The organism is Cereibacter sphaeroides 2.4.1, from assembly GCF_000012905.2.
GTDB classification, from domain to species: Bacteria; Pseudomonadota; Alphaproteobacteria; order Rhodobacterales; family Rhodobacteraceae; genus Cereibacter_A; species Cereibacter_A sphaeroides.
This window is the reverse complement of sequence record NC_007493.2, coordinates 2,235,963-2,251,753: the sequence shown is the minus strand read 5'-3', so window position 1 is coordinate 2,251,753 and position 15,791 is coordinate 2,235,963. Positions and strand designations below refer to the sequence as shown.

Annotated in this window: 17 protein-coding genes; 2 read left to right on the top strand and 15 right to left on the bottom strand. The window is 71.0% G+C overall.

From position 1 onward, the window contains the following. The first annotated feature begins 16 nt into the window (after window positions 1-16). Together RSP_RS10860 and RSP_RS10855 are read left to right on the top strand one after the other, a co-directional pair. Window positions 17-1,030 carry a UDP-glucuronic acid decarboxylase family protein gene (locus tag RSP_RS10860; protein ID WP_011338283.1) on the top strand — a complete coding sequence of 338 codons (1,014 nt, stop codon included), beginning with the start codon at window positions 17-19 and terminating at the stop codon, window positions 1,028-1,030. A gap of 180 nt (window positions 1,031-1,210) precedes the next feature. Further along, a complete protein-coding gene (locus RSP_RS10855) occupies window positions 1,211-2,638 on the top strand; it encodes a family 16 glycosylhydrolase (RefSeq protein WP_011338282.1) in 1,428 nt (475 codons plus the stop codon). A gap of 12 nt (window positions 2,639-2,650) precedes the next feature. Here RSP_RS10855 and RSP_RS10850 read toward each other — a convergent pair whose 3' ends face one another. The 15 genes from RSP_RS10850 to RSP_RS10780 all read right to left on the bottom strand — a co-directional run bounded on the left by RSP_RS10850 (window position 2,651) and on the right by RSP_RS10780 (window position 15,686). Beyond that, window positions 2,651-5,488, bottom strand: a complete 2,838-nt coding sequence (locus tag RSP_RS10850) for a hybrid sensor histidine kinase/response regulator (protein WP_011338281.1) — start codon at window positions 5,486-5,488, stop codon at window positions 2,651-2,653. Between the two features lie 213 nt (window positions 5,489-5,701). After that, window positions 5,702-6,277: a response regulator transcription factor gene (locus RSP_RS10845; protein WP_011338280.1), complete on the bottom strand. Its 576-nt coding sequence runs from the start codon at window positions 6,275-6,277 to the stop codon at window positions 5,702-5,704. A gap of 52 nt (window positions 6,278-6,329) precedes the next feature. Beyond that, entirely contained in the window at window positions 6,330-6,725 is a 396-nt protein-coding gene (locus tag RSP_RS10840) for a rhodanese-like domain-containing protein (protein ID WP_011338279.1), read from the bottom strand. A gap of 67 nt (window positions 6,726-6,792) precedes the next feature. Next, window positions 6,793-7,815, bottom strand: a complete 1,023-nt coding sequence (hypE, locus tag RSP_RS10835; RefSeq protein WP_002720673.1) for a hydrogenase expression/formation protein HypE — start codon at window positions 7,813-7,815, stop codon at window positions 6,793-6,795. A 50-nt stretch (window positions 7,816-7,865) separates the two neighbouring features. Further along, a complete protein-coding gene (hypD, locus tag RSP_RS10830; RefSeq protein ID WP_011338278.1) occupies window positions 7,866-9,005 on the bottom strand; it encodes a hydrogenase formation protein HypD in 1,140 nt (379 codons plus the stop codon). Beyond that, window positions 9,002-9,292 carry a HypC/HybG/HupF family hydrogenase formation chaperone gene (locus tag RSP_RS10825; protein WP_011338277.1) on the bottom strand — a complete coding sequence of 97 codons (291 nt, stop codon included), beginning with the start codon at window positions 9,290-9,292 and terminating at the stop codon, window positions 9,002-9,004. The genes hypD and RSP_RS10825 overlap by 4 nt, the downstream gene beginning before the upstream one ends. A gap of 1 nt (window position 9,293) precedes the next feature. Continuing rightward, window positions 9,294-10,769, bottom strand: a complete 1,476-nt coding sequence (locus RSP_RS10820) for a sigma-54-dependent transcriptional regulator (protein ID WP_011338276.1) — start codon at window positions 10,767-10,769, stop codon at window positions 9,294-9,296. Next, window positions 10,769-11,638, bottom strand: a complete 870-nt coding sequence (gene hypB, locus RSP_RS10815; RefSeq protein WP_011338275.1) for a hydrogenase nickel incorporation protein HypB — start codon at window positions 11,636-11,638, stop codon at window positions 10,769-10,771. Before hypB ends, RSP_RS10820 begins: the two co-directional genes overlap by 1 nt. Then, complete coding sequence (gene hypA / locus RSP_RS10810) at window positions 11,638-11,979, bottom strand: hydrogenase maturation nickel metallochaperone HypA (RefSeq protein ID WP_011338274.1); 342 nt, start codon at window positions 11,977-11,979, stop codon at window positions 11,638-11,640. Before hypA ends, hypB begins: the two co-directional genes overlap by 1 nt. Further along, on the bottom strand, window positions 11,972-12,784 hold the full coding sequence (locus RSP_RS10805) for a HupK protein (protein ID WP_011338273.1): 813 nt from the start codon (window positions 12,782-12,784) through the stop codon (window positions 11,972-11,974). The genes hypA and RSP_RS10805 overlap by 8 nt, the downstream gene beginning before the upstream one ends. Further along, window positions 12,781-13,539: a [NiFe]-hydrogenase assembly chaperone HybE gene (locus RSP_RS10800; RefSeq protein WP_011338272.1), complete on the bottom strand. Its 759-nt coding sequence runs from the start codon at window positions 13,537-13,539 to the stop codon at window positions 12,781-12,783. Before RSP_RS10800 ends, RSP_RS10805 begins: the two co-directional genes overlap by 4 nt. Then, window positions 13,536-14,354 carry a hydrogenase expression/formation protein gene (locus tag RSP_RS10795; protein ID WP_011338271.1) on the bottom strand — a complete coding sequence of 273 codons (819 nt, stop codon included), beginning with the start codon at window positions 14,352-14,354 and terminating at the stop codon, window positions 13,536-13,538. The genes RSP_RS10800 and RSP_RS10795 overlap by 4 nt, the downstream gene beginning before the upstream one ends. Before the next feature lie 11 nt (window positions 14,355-14,365). Continuing rightward, window positions 14,366-14,752: a thioredoxin domain-containing protein gene (locus RSP_RS10790; RefSeq protein WP_011338270.1), complete on the bottom strand. Its 387-nt coding sequence runs from the start codon at window positions 14,750-14,752 to the stop codon at window positions 14,366-14,368. Further along, window positions 14,749-15,066, bottom strand: coding sequence for a HypC/HybG/HupF family hydrogenase formation chaperone (locus tag RSP_RS10785; protein ID WP_011338269.1), 318 nt, complete (start codon window positions 15,064-15,066; stop codon window positions 14,749-14,751). Before RSP_RS10785 ends, RSP_RS10790 begins: the two co-directional genes overlap by 4 nt. Then, entirely contained in the window at window positions 15,066-15,686 is a 621-nt protein-coding gene (locus RSP_RS10780; RefSeq protein WP_011338268.1) for a HyaD/HybD family hydrogenase maturation endopeptidase, read from the bottom strand. Before RSP_RS10780 ends, RSP_RS10785 begins: the two co-directional genes overlap by 1 nt. Window positions 15,687-15,791 lie beyond the last annotated feature (105 nt).

The following is a 15,791-nucleotide window of genomic DNA, read 5'->3' as shown; positions in this document are numbered from 1 at the left end:
GACAACGGAGGCAGTCATGCTCAGGAGAACCGCACAGACCACCATCCTCGTGGCCGGCGGTGCGGGCTTCGTCGGCTCGCATCTCTGCGAGGCGCTGCTGCGGCAGGGCCATCGCGTGCTCTGCCTCGACAGCTTCCTGACCGGCTCGATGGAGAATGTGCAGGCGCTCTGCACCTTCCGCGACTTCCGCCTCATCCGGCAGGACGTGGTCGAGCCGATCCGGCTGAGCGAGACGGTCGAGCGGGTCTATAACCTCGCCAGCCCCGCCTCGCCGCCCCAGTATCAGGCCGACCCGGTCCATACGATGATGACGAACGTGGTGGGCACAGGGAACCTTCTGGCCCTGGCCGAGGCCCATGGCGCGCGCTTCCTGCAGGCCTCGACGTCGGAAGTCTACGGCGATCCCGAGATCCATCCGCAGCCCGAGGACTACCGCGGCAACGTGAGTTGCACCGGCTCGCGCGCCTGTTACGACGAGGGCAAGCGCGCAGCCGAGACGCTCTGCTTCGACTACAGCCGCCGCGAACGGGCGGACGTGCGGGTGGCGCGCATCTTCAACACCTACGGGCCGCACATGCGCCCCGATGACGGGCGGATCGTGTCGAACCTTCTCGTGCAGGCGCTGCGGGGCGAGCCGCTGACCGTCTATGGCACGGGCGAGCAGACGCGCTCCTTCTGCTATGTCTCGGATCTCGTGGCGGGGCTCATGGCTTTGATGGAGGCCGAGGAGACGCCCGACGGCGCGGTCAACCTCGGCAATCCGGGCGAGTTCACCATTGCCGAACTGGCGGCGCTGGTGCAGAGCCTCGTGCCCACGGCCGCGGGCGTCGTTCACCGGCCGCTGCCCGAGGACGATCCGCGCCGCCGGCGGCCGGACATCGGGCGGGCGAAGCGGTTGCTCGGATGGGAGCCGCAGGTCCCGCTGTCCGAGGGCCTGCCCGAAACGGCGGCCTGGTTCGCGCGGCATCTGGGCCGGAGCCTGCCGCCGCCGGTGCGCGCCGGCCGGTCCGTGCCGGCCGTGCCCGTCTGACGCGCGGGCGCCGCAACGCGGGAGGACGGCCGTCCCATCCAGATGGGACAGCCCTCCTGCCGTAAGTATGTCCCCTTGTCGAAGTCCTGTCGTTCTTCTGCCCTGCCGAACCGCTAGTCAGGATTGCGCGTCAGGGTTGAGTCGCCTCGCCCGCCGCAGGGAAGGACGAGGGACCGGCGGATGTATCTTCGGCATGGCGGCAAGGACTTTCTGGTCTCCACCTGGGACGCCGGGCAATCCTACCTGACCAGCTGGTCGGGCGAGAATGTGCGGCTGCTCGAGGATGAGCGCATCGCCCTGATCCTGAACCGGTCGCACGACAGCGCCGCGCGGCCCTGGCTCGGCGGGGAGCTCCAGTCCGAGGCCGCCTTCACCACCGGCTCCTGGAGCTGGATGGCCCAGGCGCCGCGCATGGTCGACGGCACGGTCTTCGGCCTCTTCCTCTATCAGGACGATTATCGCGTTCAGCCGTGGCGGGAATTCGATATCGAGTTCGTGGGCGGCGACACGACGCGAATCCACCTCGCCGTGCATTTCGAGGACGGGGCGGGCCATCACGTCTCGCTCCGCCAGCCGATGATCGTGGATCTCGGGTTCGACGCGGCCGACGCGCCGCATGTCTACGAGATCGAGGTGACAGAGAAGGCCGCCTTCTTCCGGGTCGACGGCAGGACCGTGGCGCGGATCGGCCCGGAGCATGTCGAGGGCGGCATCTGGGATCTGGGCCCGCTCGCGAGCCTCGCGGATCTCTGGGCGACCCCGCCCGAGCTGACGCCCTGGGCAGGGCAGATGGCGCAGCCGCCCGACCGGCTGACCGCCTATGTCGAGAACATCCGGCTGCCCTCGGACAGCACGGTCTTCGGCAAGGGCGGCGCAGACGACCTGCGTGGCACAAGCGGCGAGGATCTGCTCTACGGGTTCGGCGGCAACGACACGCTGCGGGGCGGCGGTGCGGCCGACCGGATGATCGGCGGCACGCGCAATGACACCTACATCGTCGATCACGCAGGAGACGAGGTCGTCGAGCGGGCAGGCGAGGGGCTGGACCGCGTCTGCGCCTCGGTGAGCCACCAGCTCGCGGCGCATGTCGAGCGGCTGGTGCTGACGGGAACGGCGGCGATCAACGGGGCGGGCAACGGGCTTGCGAACGTCCTGTGGGGCAACGGGGCCGCGAACCGGCTGTCGGGCGGCGGCGGCAATGACCGGCTCGAGGGGCGCGACGGCTCGGATGTGCTGAACGGCGGAACCGGGCATGACACCTTGATCGGAGGCGCGGGCCATGATCGGCTGGCGGGCGGGACCGGAAGCGACCGGCTCGTCGGGGGGTCCGGCAACGACCGTCTGGATGGCGGGATCGATCGCGATGTGCTGACCGGCGGGGCGGGGGCCGATACGTTCGTCTTCGCCGCGGGATACGGGCGCGAGGTCATCACCGACTTCCGGGTCGGCAACGGCGGCGACCGGCTGGAAATCCATGACTATGCGGCCCCGCTCGAGCTGCGTCAGGTCGGCGGCGGCACCCTGATCGTGTTCTCGGAGACCGACTCGATCCTGCTGCAGCACGTTCGGGCCACAGCGCTCGATGCCGAGGATTTTCTCTTCTGCTGATCCCTCGCGGCGCTAGCCCGCCTTCGCGCCGATCGCGCGCTCGGCCGCGTCGAGCAGTGTTGCGCGGCCGAGGGGCTTGCCGAGCTCGGCAGTGAAGCGGGGCGCCGGAGCGCTGATCCGGCTCCGCCAGTCGGGCAGGGCGGTGATGAGCAGCACCGGAAGATCCGGCGCGAGGTCATTGGCGGCGCGGCAGAGGTCGGCCCCCGAAATCTGCGGCATGTCGTAGTCGGTCACCAGCAGGTCCCAGATCCGCGGGTCGTCCTGCAGGGCCGCCAGCGCGTCGCGCGGATCCGAACAGGGCACGACCTCGGCGCCCGCCCCCTCGAGAAAGGCCACCAGCACCCGCAGCACATCGGCATTGTCGTCCGCCACGAGGATGGTGCGCCCGGCGAGGCGACCGGCAGGCCGCATCTCCGGCCCCGGGGCGGGCTCTGCGGCGACCGGCAAGGCGAAGGTCTGTGCGGAGGCGGCAGGCTCTGCGATGGCCGGCAGGGCGAAATGCGGCGCGGGCTCGTCGGAGGGGGCCGCCGCGTCCGGCGGCTTGACCGGCCAGAGCACGGTGAAGCGCGTGCCTTCTCCGGGCGCGCTCTGCAGCGCGATGGCGCCGTGGTTGGCGGTAAGCACCCCCGTCACGATGGCGAGCCCGAGCCCGGTGCCCGCGGCGCCCTTGGTCGAGAAATAGGGCTGGAACACCTTGGCCTGCATCGCAGGTTCGATCCCGGGGCCGCTGTCGCTGACCGTCATCGAGACATAGCGCCGGTCGGCGCAGGGCGCGCCCACCGCGTAGGTCTGCACGAGCTGAGCGGGCCCGGCCGGCGCGAGCGTCACGCTGATCTCGTGGCCGCCCTCGCGCGGGGGCGCGGTCGAGATCGCGTCGCGCGCATTGATGACGAGGTTCAGCACCACCTGCAGGATGTCGGTCGGATCCGCCTCGATCCAGATCGGCGCATCGGGCAGCGCGAGGGTGAGCCGTGTGCGGTTGCGCAGGCCCGCCTGCACCAGATCGGCCGCCTCCTGCAGGAGGGGGCACAGGTCGATGCGCGAGCGGTTGCTCTGCCGCTTGCCGAGGGTGAGGAAGCGGCGGACGAGGGCCCCGGCCTGCTCGGTCGCGGCCAGAATGCGCTGCGCATGGACCTCGGCCGCGCCGGACTGCATCTCCTGGATCAGCAGCGCCGAGCCGCCGATGGCCGCGAGCAGGTTGTTCAGGTCGTGCGCGAGGCCGGAGGCCAGCTGCCCGATGACCTCGCGCCGCTGCGCCATCTGCAGCTCCTCGCGCAGGCGCATGCGTTCCTGCTGCTCGCGCAGCCGCTTGGAGATGTCGCGCGAGATGCAGATGATCCCCCCGTCCGCCTTGAGCGTCAGCGACACCTCCTGCGGCAGGTCGCTGCCGTCGCGGCGTCGGCCGATCAGCTCGCCGCGCCAGCCGCCGGTGCTCAACAGCGCGGGCAGGGCCGTGGTGGCGATATGGTCGGCCACGTCGCCTGAATAGAGCTCGCGCCAGGACCGGCCGAGGATCTCGTCCTCGGTGGCGATGCCGAACATCTCGCGGTGGGCCGGGTTCATGTAGATGTAGCGCCCTTCGGGATCGGTGAAGGCAATCCCGTCCTGCGACGCGTCCATCGTGGCCGAGAAGTCGATGCGGGTCCGCTGTTCGGCCAGTTTCAGCGCCGTCACATCGACCCTGAGACCCACGCGGCCGCCGTCAGGGGTCTGCCGTTCGATCACGCGCAGCCAGCGCCCGTCGGCCAGCTGCTGCTCCTGCTGGTTGCTGCCGCGGTGGTGGGCGGCGAGACGCGCGGCCAACCACTCTTCCTCGCGGCCGCGCGCCTCGAGGATGTCGCCGGACTGCACCGCCTGACGGAGGATCTGCTCGAAACTCGCGCCCGGCACGATGGCCGCCGCGGCGCCGGGGTAGCAATCGCGGTACTGAGGGTTGAAGACGACGAGCCGGTCCTCGGCGTCGAAATAGGCGAAGCCGTCCGGCAGGACGTCGACGGCGGCCGCGAGCCGCGCCCGGGTGGCGCGCGCTTCGGCCGCCATGGCGGCCAGCTGCTCCTCCTGTCGCTTGTGAGCGGTGATGTCGCTGGCCACGGCCATGTAGCCATCGAGCGCACCCTCGTCGTCGAGAAGCGGCTGGAGCGAGACATCGAGCCAGAAGCGGCGCCCGCAGGCGGCGGTGGCCTCGACCTCGGCCCGTGCCGTCCGACCCTCGGCCAGCATGGCGCGCAGGCGATCGCCGCATCCGCCCGGCGCGGGCTCGCCCTGCAGCACCGCGCAGAGCGGCTGGCCGCGCACAGACGGGCCCGAGTGGCCGGTCTGCTGTTCGAAGGCCGCATTCACCCATTCGATGCGCTGGTGGGGATCGGTGACGATCACGAGGTTGGTGGTGAGCTGGGCGAACTTGCCCAGCCTGTCGGCCTGCTTGCGCTGAGCGTGCAGCTCGGTCGTGTCGCAGATCATGACCGCATGGCCGGGCCGCCTGTCCGGCGCGAGCGGGGGCAGGCGCGCGGCAGAGATCGCAAGCCAGACGCGCGCGCCCGCCTGCCGCACCTGCCAGTCGCGGCTGACCGGGGCGCCGGTCGTCTCGACTTCGGCCAGCACACGGCGCACCTCCGTCGCGAGGTCGACCGGCAGAAAGTCCTGCAGCCCTTGTCCCGGAGCCATGGGCCCGAGCGTGGGCAGGCGGTCGAGCCAGCCCGGATGCCCCCGCAGCAGCCGTTCGTCGGCGTCCAGCTCGATCAGCATGTGCGGCATGACCTGAAGTGCGGCCTGCGTCCGGCTCCGCTCTTCCTCAAGCGCGCGCTGCTGATCGCGCGACGCGCCGAGACGCGCGGCCCAGGCAGGCATCATCGCCGCACCCGTCGGGGGCCGGGTCGGGTCGGAACGGCACTCGTCACCTGCAGGTCTCCTTCCCGGGGACGACCCGCACCGCAGGCGCGAGTCACCCCAGCATCCTGCCCCGGATCCTTTCCCGAAACCTTAACCCTGACAGGCCAGCGGCGAAGCCCGGCCTTTCGGATCCGCGCCCGTTCTTTCGCAAGCCTGTCCAGCCGGCTGGAGGTCTCAGACGAGACCCCGGCGCCGGGCGGCCAGCACTGCCTGCGTCCGGGTGGAGACCTCCAGACGCGCGAACAGCGCCGCGAGGGCCGTCTCGAAGGCCTCTCTCCCGAAGCGGGCCGCAAGCTCTTCGGTGGCCTCGCCCGCGACCAGCATCTGCAGAAGCTGCCGCTCGGCCTCGGGGAGGGCGGGCCGGTTCCTTCGGCCCGCTTCGCGGACGGTCGCGGCAATGGCGGCGAACCGGGTCTTCGGCAGCACCCCCGCCACGCCCAGACGCTGCGCCTCTGCGAGCATCTCCTCGGGCAGGTTGCCGGACATGAGCAGGACCGGCCGGCCGCCGTTCGCCGCCATCGCCCGCGCGAGCCCCTCGAGCCCGTTCATCCCCGGCATGACGAGATCGAGCAGGACGACATCGAAGGGCCCGTGCGCGGCGATCCGCGCCAGCGCCTCGGGCAGGTCCTCCACCCCCTCCGGCGCCAGATCCGGCTCGCGCGCAAGAAGGCCCAGGATCAGCTCGCGCACGAGCGGCTGGTCGTCGGCGACGAGCACCGAGAGGGGGGGGCGGGACAGGTCCTGATCCATGGCGGGCCTCCGGGGATGAGGCGGCCCGGGCGGGTCCGCCCTGACGGCCGTGTCAGCAGGCGGGGCAGGGGGAGGGCTGGTAGCCTTCGCGGACAAGGCGCCCCAGCCCGCCCGCCACGTCGATCACCGGATGATCGGTCCGGGCCGCGATGGCCGCGGCTGCGGCGGCCGACCGCCGGCCGGAGCGGCAGAGGAGCGCGATCGGCTGGCCGGGCTTCAGCTGCGGCTCGATGCGGGCGAGAAATCCCGCGGCATCCCGATAGGTGAAAAGGACAGCCGTCGGCAGCACGCCCGTCTCGCGCCATTCCGCAGGCTCGCGGATGTCGACGACCAGCGCCTCACCCGAGAGGAGCTCCGGCGCCGAGGGCGCGGCCGAGACCGGATCGCCCGCCCGGGCGCCGGACGCCATCGGCAGGGCGGCCGCCAGAAGCATCAGCAGACGTTTCATCGCGATCTCCGCACATATGCAGCAAGGCTGATGTGACAGGCCGGAGGCGGCCGGTCAAGCCGCGGGCTCAGCAAATGCGGGGCAGTTGCTCGCCCACCAGCATGTCGACGATCCGGCTGCCGCCGAAGCGGGTGGTCATGCGCACCTGCCCCGGATGGTCCGCGACCGCGCGGCCGATGGCCACCGCGCCCGCGCCCTCGGGGCAGGCTCGCATGGCCCCGAGGGCCGCCTCGGCCTCCGCCTCCGGCACCACAACCACGAGCCGCCCCTCGTTGGCGAGATAAAGCGGATCGAGGCCGAGGATCTCGCAAAGACCCACGACCTCGGCCCGCAGCGGCAGCGCCTCCTCCTCGATGACGAGCCCCACGCCCGAGGCCTCGGCCATCTCGTTCAGCACCGCCGCGACCCCGCCGCGGGTCGCATCCCGTGCGGCCCGGGCACCGGGCGCGGCCTTGAGCACGGCCGCCATCAGATGCCCGAGGGCGGCGCAGTCCGACTGCAGATCGGTCGAGAGCGCCAGATCCCCGCGCGCGGCGAGGATGGTGGCGCCGTGATCGCCGAGGCCCCCGTTCACGAGCAGCCGGTCGCCCGGCCGGATCGCCGCGGCCGACAGCTCGCGCCCGGGCGGGATCACGCCCACGCCGGTGGTGGTGATGAAGAGCCCATCGGCCGCGCCGCGTTCCACCACCTTCGTGTCGCCCGTCACGATCCGCACGCCGGCCGCCCGGGCCTCGTCCGCCATGGTGGCCGCGATCCGGCGCAGCAGCGCGATCTCGGTGCCCTCCTCGATGATGAAGGCGGCCGAGAGCCAGAGCGGCTCTGCGCCGCCCACCGCGAGATCGTTGACCGTGCCGCAGATGGCGAGCTTGCCGATGTCGCCGCCGGGGAATTCGAGCGGGGTCACGACGAAACTGTCGGTGGTGAGCGCGAGCCGCGCGCCCGGCGCGGCCAGCGCCGCCGAGGTCAGCCGCGCCTGATCCTCCATCCCCGGCGGCTGGAAGAGGCTCGTGAACACCTCCTCGATCAGATCGCGCATGGCTTTCCCGCCGCCGCCGTGGGCGAGCGTCACATGGCTGTCCCTGAGCGCCATCCTGTTCCTTCCGTTCTGCCCGTGCCGGGCCTTTCCTGACGATCCGGGGTCTATTCCGCGGCCAGCCCGCGCGCGCCGGCATATTGCCAGTAGGCCGCGCAGGCGCCTTCCGAACTCACCATCAGCGCGCCGAGCGGCATCTCGGGCGTGCAGCCGCGGCCGAACTGCGGGCAGGCGGGGGGCTTGATCCGGCCGGTCATCACCGCGCCGCAGGCACATCCCTCGGGCTCCTGCCGGGGCGCGGCCGGAGTGCCGTAGCCGATCCCGAACTTCCGTTCGGCATCGAAGGCTGCATAGGTCTCGCGGATACGCAGGCCCGAGGCGTCGATCTCGCCGAGGCCCCGCCATTCGAAGCTCGGCCGCCGCTCGTAGACGTCGGCGATGGCGGCGAGGCTGACCGGATTGCCGTGCTCGGGCACCACGCGGGCATACTGGTTCTCGATCACCGAGCGGCCCTCGGCGATCTGGTCCAGCACCATCAGCACCGATTGCAGGAGGTCCGTGGGCTCGAAGCCCGCCACGACGAGGGGCTTGGAATAGTCGCGGGCCACGAAATCGTAGGCATGGATGCCGATCACCATCGAGACATGGCCGGGCCCGATGAAGCCGTCGAGCCGCATGTCGGGATCGTCGAGCAACGCCCGGATCGGCTCGGGCACGGTGATGTGGTTGCAGAAGACGCTGAAGTTGAAGAGCTCCTCCCGCGCCGCCTGCTGGATCGAGAGGGCGGTCGAGGGCGTCGTCGTCTCGAAGCCGAGGCCGAAGAAGACCACCTCGCGCGCAGGATTGCGCCGCGCGATCTCGAGCGCGTCGAGCGGCGAATAGACCATGCGGATGTCCGCGCCGCGTGCCTTGGCCTGCAAGAGCGAGCCGCGCGCCCCCGGCACGCGCATCGCATCGCCGAAGGTGGTGAAGATCACCTCGGGCCGCTCGGCGATGGCGATGCATTCGTCGACCCGGCCCATCGGCAGGACGCAGACCGGGCAGCCGGGGCCGTGGATGAATTCGATCCCCTCATGCACCAGCCGGTCGAGCCCGTAGCGGAAGATCGCGTGGGTGTGGCCGCCGCAGATCTCCATGATGTGCAGCGGGCGGGCGCGGGTGGCGCCGATCTCGTCGGCGCGCGCGGCGATGGCCGCCAGAAGGCTCCGCGCGAGGGCGGGATCGCGGAACTCGGACGCGAATTTCATGCCTGCCCCTCCAGTGCCCGGTCGCCGGCCGCCATCGCTTCCAGCGCCTCCTGCGCCTCGCCCAGCTCGCGCAGCGCCTCGAGCGTGCGCGCCGCCTCCTCCTCGTCGATGAGGCTCATGGCGAAGCCCACATGGATCAGCGCCCAGCGGCCCACCAGCGCCTCGAGCGGGCCGTAGGCGACGCAGGCGAGGTTCACTTCGCGCCGCACGCCGGAGACCTCGGCCAGCGCCATCAGGCGCGCCGGATCGGTGATGGCCGCGATGCGGCCGGGAATGCCGAGGCACATGTCAGTCTTCCTCCTCTTCGGCGGCCAGCCGCCCGGCGGGATCGGCGATCCCGTAGCGGTCGAGCTTGGCGCGCAGCCCCACGCGGCTCAGCCCCAGCTCGGCCGCGGCGCGGCTCTTGTTCCAGCGGTGCCGGGTCAGCGTCTCGCGCAGGATGCGCATCTCGATCAGCTCGACCCGGTCCTTGAGCGTGCCGTCGGCGGTCAGCACCGCTTCGGCCGAGCGGTCCGCGCCGCTCTCGGAGGGAGTGGCCTGCAGGATCGGGCGCGAGATCAGGTCGGCGGTCAGCACCTTGCCCTGCGTGAAGACCAGCATCCGCGTGATCTCGTTCGAAAGCTCGCGCAGATTGCCCGGCCAGTCGTAATTCTCGAGGAATTCGAGGGCGGCGGGCTCGATCTCGTGGATGGGCTTGCCGTGGGTCGCTGCGAGATCGGCGAGCATCACCTGCGCCAGCAGAGCCACATCCCCGCGCCGGGCGCGCAGCGGCGGCACCGCGATCTCGCCCGCCGAGAGCGCATAATAGAGGTCGGCCCGGAACTGCCCCTCGGCCACCAGCCTGCGGAGGTCGCGGTGCGACGAGGCGATGAGCCGGAGGTTCGTGGTCAGCGTCTCCTGCCCGCCCACCGGGCTGAAGCTGCCCGTGCCCAGCATCCGCATCAGCGCCATCTGAAGCGCGGGCGAGGCCGTGTCGATGGCGCCCAGATGGAGCGTTCCGCGGTCGGCCTTCTGCACGAGGCCCACGCGGCTCGCATTGCCCGCAGCCACCCCGCGCTTCGCCCCGAAGAGCTCGATCGCGGCCAGCTCCTCGGGCACGCCCTGCAGGTTGAACTCGTGAAACGGCCGGTCGGAGCGGAGCGAGCCGTAATGCATCGCGCGCGCGAGCTGCGCCTTGCCCGTGCCGGGCTCGCCCGTCAGCAGCACCGGCAGATCGAAGCTCGCGAACTGGCGCGCGGCCTGCACCACCGCATTCATGGGCGAGGAGGGCGCGCGCAGGATGCTCTCGAACCCCATGCCCTCGCGCAGCGCCCGCCGCCGCTTCTCGAGCCGCGTCTCGACGGTCGAATTGAGAAAGCGCATTTCCAGCGCCAGCCGCTCGTTCTCGCGCGCGAGATGGAAGAGGCGGGTGGCATTGCGCGCGGCCATGGCAAGCTGGTCGGGAATCCAGGGCTTGGTCAGAAACTGGTGGATGCCCGCCTCGTTGATCGCGGCGACCATCGCGGAGGCGTCGGTGTAGCCGGTGAGGATGATCCTCACCGTCTCGGGCCAGCGCTCGCGCGCCTGCGTGAGGAACTGGACGCCCGTCATGCCGGGCATCCTCTGATCCGAGATGATGACCTGCACCCACTGATCCTCGAGGATCCGCAGCGCCTCCTCGCCCGAGGCGGCGGTGGCGATGTCGAACTCGTCCTCGAGCGCCATCCGCATCGCAGCCAGCGCATGCGGCTCGTCGTCGACGAGGAGGACCAGCGGCCGCGACATCAGCCGCGCGCCCCGAGCATCTTGGCCGTGCGGCGGGCGGAAAGCCATTTCACCCAGCCCTCCATCCCCTCGCCGGTGCGGGCCGAGACGCGCAGCACCTCGATCAGCGGGTTCACCCGGCGCAGGTTCGCCTCGTAGAGGTCGAGATCGACGTCGCAATGGGGTGCAAGATCGACCTTGTTGAGGATCGCAAGCCGTGCAGCGGTGAACATGTCTGGGTATTTCAGCGGCTTGTCCTCGCCCTCTGTCACCGAGAGGATCGCCACCTTGGCATCCTCGCCCAGATCGAAGGCGGCGGGACAGACAAGGTTGCCCACGTTCTCGATGAAGAGATGGGCGCCCGCCCCGAGTGGAAGGTCCTCCATCGCATGCCCGACCATATGGGCATCGAGATGGCAGCCCTTGCCCGTATTGATCTGCACCGCCGGGGCGCCCGTGGCCCGGATCCGGTCGGCATCGTTCGAGGTCTGCTGGTCGCCCTCGATCACGGCGAGCGGCGCGCCCGCAAGAAGTGAAATGGTTTTGCACAGTAGCGTCGTCTTCCCCGAGCCGGGCGAGGAGACGAGGTTGACGGCATGGACACCCAACTCGCGCAGGCGGTGCCGGTTCGCCATGGCATAGATGTTGTTCTTGGCGAGGATGTCGGTCTCGACCTCGATCAGCCGCTCCTGGCTCATCCCCGGCACGCTCACCCCGGCAGGCCCGAGGCCATGGTGATGCGCGTGGCCCGTGCCCGGAGTCCCGTGCGAATGATGCCCGGCATGGCCGTGGGGAAAGCTCGCATGATGAGAATGCCCGTCCGCGCCATGGGCATGGCGATGCCCCGCCTCGAAGGTCACATTGCCGCCGCAGCCGCACACCGTGCACATCACTGAACCTCCATGTCCTTGATCCGCATCTCGTCGCCCCCCACCGGCATCAGACGGCCGCCGCCGCAGAGCGGGCAGGGGTCGAACCTGTCCTCGATAGCGGCTTCCTCGCCGCAGTCATAGCAGAGCGCCCGGCCCGGCAGGTCGAGGATCTCGAGCCGTGCCCCCTCGGCGGCGCTGCCCCGCATCACTACGTCGAAGGCGAAGCCGAGGGCCGCCTTTTCGACGCCGGCAAAGCGGCCGATCTCAAGCCGCAGCACCTTTACCGTCGCAAAGCCGTGGCGGCGCGCCTGATCCCCGACGATGCCCCGGATCCCTTCGCAGAGCGACATCTCATGCATGGGTGGCCTCCTCGACGGTGACGGGCACGCAAGGGTCGAGGAGCGCGAGCAGCACTGGCACCAGACGGCCGCTGTCGGCGGGCAGGGTGGCAACGCTGCGCTCGAGGATGCCGCCCGGGGCGATCAGATGGTCGGTGGGCGTCATGCGCGCGAATGCGGTCACTCGGCCGCCCTCGATGCGGGCGCGCACGGCATAGCTGCCGCGGGCGGCCGGCACGACGGCCGCGCCGCAGGCAAGCCTGACGGGCGGAGGAGGAGGCGCCAGATCGGCCAGACGGCCGAGCGCGCGCCAGAGCGGCCCGCGTCCCCAGAGGCGCGCCGCGGCCGCAAGGGTCGGGTGATCCTGCCGGCGCGCGGCAGGGGAATTGTCGCAAGGGACGGGCGCGAACATGGTTTCCGGCGTCGCGACGGGCAGACCGGCCACCGCAGTGCCGGGCGGAAACAGCCGGGCGAGAGCGGAGAAGAGCGGCTGCCGCGCGACCCACCCGGTCAGGTCTGCAGGGGCGGGCAGCGGTCCGGGATCCGCGGCGGGCAGGTCCAGCAGGCGGGGCCAGAGGAGGGTCAGCTTCTGCCGATGCTCGCGCGCGATCTCGGCGGCAAGTTCCGCGGGATCCGGCAGTGGCAGGTCGAGTGCCAGCCGGACGGCCGTGGCCTGCGCCATGGGGCAGAGGTTGAAGAGACGCGGCAGAAGGTCGGCCGCAGCCTGCGGGGATCGGCCGATCATCAGGGCCGCCACCGGCAGATCCGGCCCCCGCAGGAGGCGCGGACCCTCGGGCCCGAGCCGGAGGGTCAGAGCCCCGCTCATCCTGCCTGGCCGAGACTGGCGGTGATGACCGCCCTGCGGCTGGGTTCGGGATCGGCGGCGGGCGGCGCCAGATCGGCTTCGCGGGCGGCGCGGATCTCGGCCGCCCGGTCGGTCTCGGCCCGGTTCTCCGGATCGAACAGGGCGGCCATCACGGCCCGCGCCACTTCGACCGCCTGAAGCTGGCTGGAAAAATCATTCATCGGCGAGAAGAGCGAGCAGGCCTTGTAGCCGCCGCCCATCGGCCGGACATTGTGCAGGAACTCGTAATCTCCGGACGGGAAGGCGATAATCTCCTTCTCGCCGGGCGCGAGGGCCGACCAGTCTTCCCCTTCGGCGGGCAGCAGCACGAGGTTCATGAACCACGGCGCCACCAGAACGCCCAGCGGGCGCCCCTCGTGCAGCCGGAAGCCCACCGCCTCGACATGGAGCGCCTTGTTCACCAGCGGCACGTCGCGCATCTTGCTGTGCCAGACATCCTCGAAATCCGCCACGAGCCGCGCCACCCGCTCGGCCACCGCGGCGGAAACCGCGTCGGCCTCGGGGTCGGACAGGACCATGAACTGGTTTTTCGGCGCGCCGCAGTGCGGGCAGCTCCAGTCTTCGGGCAGGGCCGTGAAGGGCGTACCGGGCAGGATCTGGCGGAAGTCGTCGCCCATTGCCGGATCGTAGGGCGTCCAGCAGATCTTGCATTCCATGACAGCCGCCGGACCGATCCGGTCGTTCGCGCCGAGATAGGAGCCCTCGAAGCCGCTCATCGGATCGCCTCCAGCACTTCGCGGATTCGGGCGGCACTGTCCGCGAGATCCTCCGGCGCGGCGAGCGCCACCTGCGGCATGGTCGTGACCTCGAACGTGTCGAGGATCAGGCTGTCCATCGAGTTGAAGAACTGCACGCGCCAGACCTGCGGCAGGGCCGTCGCGGTGATGCGGCAGTTGCCGTAACCGCGCGAAAGGATGGTGACGGCCCCTTCGCCCAGCATCCGGTCGAGCCAGAGGAGATCCTCCTCGGTATGGGGCAGGAGGGTGAGGTTGACCACATGCGGCTCCTCGCCCGGCCGCCATGTCGCGGATTTCTCGACCAGTTCCGCCAGCAGGGCGGGCGCGTTCACCACGCCCTGCGGCCGGTGGCCCGAGGCCTTCAGCGCCGCGCGGAAGGGGGCGAAGGCGCGGGTGAGCGCCGCCTGCGGCACGGGGCCTATCTCCAGCCGGTCGATGCCCGCGCCCGCCACCGCCCAGACTCCGGCGAAGACGCTCTCCTGCACCATGAGGGCGGGCACGCCGCGCAGCCGCATCGCGACCTCGCCCTGTCCCAGCGTCTCGGCGATGAGGCGGCGGTTCGGCGCGTCGAGATCGCCGAGATCGAACAGGCCGCTCCCTTGGTCGCAGGCCTCGGACACGCGCTCGAGGAGCGTCAGGGCCGCGAAGAAGGGCTCGGTATTCTCGATCTCGGGCAGGTGCGTGGAATAGGTCCGCATCCCGGAGGGCAGCGCCATGAAGGCAAGATCCGCATCCTCGTCACCGGGCTGCGAGCCGGGGCCGAAACCTGTGGGCGGCATGTGGAAGGAACTCATGGAAAACCCTTTCAGGCGGAGATGCGGCCGAGGAGATGCGGGATGCGGGTCATGTAGTCGCTCCAGTCGCGGATCTTCTCGATCGCGCCGAGGAACCGGCCCTCGCGGTAGAAGAGGAAGCCCGGCGTGCGCAGCGCCCGGGTCGCGTCGCGGAGCGCGGCCTCGATCGCATCGTCGACGAGGGCGCAGTCGAAGGCGCGCTGGAAGGCGATCACCAGCTCGGGCAGGATCACGGCCGCGTCGGCGGTCTCGAGGTTGCGGGCGGGGTCGCCGGGGATGAAGAGGCAATGGGCGCCCGGGCGGCCGGTGAAGGCCTCGACCTCGGCCAGCGTCGCGAGGCGCGGCCAGCCGCAGTCGGTCTCGAGCCGTGCGATCAGGGGATGGGTCACTGGCATCATCCGTGGTTGCGGCCCGCGTCGAGCGCGGCCTGCAGGTGGGGGGGAAGCGACGGCGGGCGGTCGAGATCGGCGAAGGCGTCTCCGACCGGCCCTCCGGTCATCACCGAGCGCAGCGCCGCCAGTGCGGCCGAAATCCGCGCGGCCTCGTCCGCGGCGATGACCGCACGGGCGGTGCCGAGGAAGGAGAGCACCCAGTCGCCCGGCCGTGCCTCGGGCACGAGGCTGAGATCGACGAGGCAGGTGCCCGCCCCGTCTTCGGCGGTGCCGGCAATGCCCTCGACCGCGATCAGGCGCAGCGGATCCCCGACGCACATCAGCAGGGTTCCGGGAAGAAGCGGGCGTCGCCCGTGCGGCAGGCCTCGTCGGGGCCGGGGCGGCCCGTCTCGTAGGCGTCCCGGCGCAGCGACGGATCGGCGAGCCCTTCGGCCGGGCTGCGGCCGGGCAGCGGGGTCACGCCCCAGTGGGCGAGCTCGGCCAGCGCGAGGCCGATCGCCGGTGCGATCTGGGCCGCCACGACCGGGCGCAGCGAGCCGCCGTAATCCTCCAGCTCCTCGGGCTGGCAGCCGATCAGCGTCAGCCGCGCCGGGCAGCGCCCGAGAAGCTGGGCCGTGGCCAGCACGTCCTGAAAGCCGGTCTGGTGCAGGCTCATCTTCTTGGCGCCCATGAAGGCGGGCACTTCGTCGTCGCGCGCGATCATCAGCGTGCCGGGCACGAGACCGTAATCGACCGCGTCGAACACGAGGAGGGCGTCGGCCTCTTCGAGGAAGGGCAGCAGGTAGAGGCCCTGCGTGCCGCCGTCGAGCAGCTTGACCTGCGAGGGGAAGGCGTGGCTCTCGGCAAGGATCTCGATGCAGCGGGGGCCGAATCCCTCGTCTGCCCACAGCACGTTGCCGATACCGAGAATGAGCACCCTTGCGGGTGGAGATGCTGGCATTGGTCCCTCCCTCCTGACCGCTGCTGGCAACGGGCTTTTCGCCCCGGCCGTGCTTCGACAATATGGTTTGCAGTTTTCGGAAGAAGCCGGAAATGCGACCCTGCC

Bases quoted from the DNA above. Each gene is read 5' to 3' on its own strand.
- RSP_RS10780 (WP_011338268.1), bottom strand. From the start codon at position 15,686: ATGCCAGCATCTCCACCCGCAAGGGTGCTCATTCTCGGTATCGGCAAC.
- RSP_RS10795 (WP_011338271.1), bottom strand. From the start codon at position 14,354: ATGAGTTCCTTCCACATGCCGCCCACAGGTTTCGGCCCCGGCTCGCAG.
- RSP_RS10800 (WP_011338272.1), bottom strand. From the start codon at position 13,539: ATGAGCGGCTTCGAGGGCTCCTATCTCGGCGCGAACGACCGGATCGGT.
- RSP_RS10845 (WP_011338280.1), bottom strand. From the start codon at position 6,277: ATGGATCAGGACCTGTCCCGCCCCCCCCTCTCGGTGCTCGTCGCCGAC.
- RSP_RS10805 (WP_011338273.1), bottom strand. From the start codon at position 12,784: ATGAGCGGGGCTCTGACCCTCCGGCTCGGGCCCGAGGGTCCGCGCCTC.
- hypA (WP_011338274.1), bottom strand. From the start codon at position 11,979: ATGCATGAGATGTCGCTCTGCGAAGGGATCCGGGGCATCGTCGGGGAT.
- hypD (WP_011338278.1), bottom strand. From the start codon at position 9,005: ATGAAATTCGCGTCCGAGTTCCGCGATCCCGCCCTCGCGCGGAGCCTT.
- RSP_RS10860 (WP_011338283.1), top strand. From the start codon at position 17: ATGCTCAGGAGAACCGCACAGACCACCATCCTCGTGGCCGGCGGTGCG.
- hypE (WP_002720673.1), bottom strand. From the start codon at position 7,815: ATGGCGCTCAGGGACAGCCATGTGACGCTCGCCCACGGCGGCGGCGGG.
- RSP_RS10820 (WP_011338276.1), bottom strand. From the start codon at position 10,769: ATGTCGCGGCCGCTGGTCCTCCTCGTCGACGACGAGCCGCATGCGCTG.
- RSP_RS10840 (WP_011338279.1), bottom strand. From the start codon at position 6,725: ATGAAACGTCTGCTGATGCTTCTGGCGGCCGCCCTGCCGATGGCGTCC.
- RSP_RS10855 (WP_011338282.1), top strand. From the start codon at position 1,211: ATGTATCTTCGGCATGGCGGCAAGGACTTTCTGGTCTCCACCTGGGAC.
- hypB (WP_011338275.1), bottom strand. From the start codon at position 11,638: ATGTGCACGGTGTGCGGCTGCGGCGGCAATGTGACCTTCGAGGCGGGG.
- RSP_RS10785 (WP_011338269.1), bottom strand. From the start codon at position 15,066: ATGTGCGTCGGGGATCCGCTGCGCCTGATCGCGGTCGAGGGCATTGCC.
- RSP_RS10790 (WP_011338270.1), bottom strand. From the start codon at position 14,752: ATGATGCCAGTGACCCATCCCCTGATCGCACGGCTCGAGACCGACTGC.
- RSP_RS10850 (WP_011338281.1), bottom strand. From the start codon at position 5,488: ATGATGCCTGCCTGGGCCGCGCGTCTCGGCGCGTCGCGCGATCAGCAG.
- RSP_RS10825 (WP_011338277.1), bottom strand. From the start codon at position 9,292: ATGTGCCTCGGCATTCCCGGCCGCATCGCGGCCATCACCGATCCGGCG.